Genomic DNA, 754 nt, shown 5'->3' on the forward strand with positions numbered 1-754 from the left:
ATATGAGATTCAACAATTGTGTACATATCCCTCATCCTTTATGCGTCATTGTAGTAGTGTGTGCGCATAATGTAAACCCGTAGCGTGCAACTTGTTGCACGAATAAAAACGCTCGTGAGGGCAATCATTCGTGCATCAAGATGCACGCTACAATATGGAACAAGGCGATGGTGGGAATGGATTAATGATTGATGCCACGAGGTAAAAAGGCGGCAATCATAATATACGAACCGACCACTAAAAATTTAACGGAATGCCCATTTTTTAGCGGAAAAACATGAAATCGCCCATCGGCGTACGCATCTGCAATAAAGCTGAGTTTTTCTGCTAAACGCACAATTTCATCAAGAAATTTATCTGCAATCTCATCGCTATTGGCTTGTGCGCGAATATATTCCGCTTTGTCCAATAGCTGAAATCGCGCCATTTCAGACCAACGAACGATATAATCCTGCTTCATCGTTTTAACGTTTTACGCAAGGTGGCGACAATTTCTTCGTGTGAAAATGTTTGTATCTCACCGCGCAAAATGCCTTGTAAAAAACGCTGTTCTTCGGTTAAGGATTGTTGAAATAGAGATGAGATTTTCTCCTGAAAAGGCGTCTGAGGTTTGGTTTCATTTAACATATCATCTCCTGTGGTGTTCAATTTTGCCTTAGCATACAACGCCCCACGCAAAAATGCCAATAGTCGCCGCATACAGAAATAATAAACGCTCCCCGTAGCGTGCAACTTGTTGCACGAAATCGTGAAT

2 protein-coding genes are annotated in these 754 nt (G+C 41.8%); both read right to left on the bottom strand.

Annotated features, from left to right (window positions below; genetic code table 11):
- Positions 1-181: 181 nt before the first annotated feature.
- The gene (locus tag HMPREF9065_RS08045; RefSeq protein ID WP_021615397.1) at positions 182-460 is read right to left on the bottom strand and encodes a hypothetical protein; all 279 of its coding nucleotides are present in this window, start codon (positions 458-460) and stop codon (positions 182-184) included.
- Positions 457-754 (bottom strand): hypothetical protein (locus tag HMPREF9065_RS10310; protein WP_232209092.1); only part of this gene is annotated, 298 nt, incomplete at its 5' end. The genes HMPREF9065_RS08045 and HMPREF9065_RS10310, both read right to left, overlap by 4 nt.

Source organism: Aggregatibacter sp. oral taxon 458 str. W10330 (assembly GCF_000466335.1).
Classification (GTDB): domain Bacteria; phylum Pseudomonadota; class Gammaproteobacteria; order Enterobacterales; family Pasteurellaceae; genus Aggregatibacter.

Coding starts and splice junctions, on each gene's coding strand:
- HMPREF9065_RS08045 (WP_021615397.1), bottom strand. CDS start 460: ATGAAGCAGGATTATATCGTTCGTTGGTCTGAAATGGCGCGATTTCAG.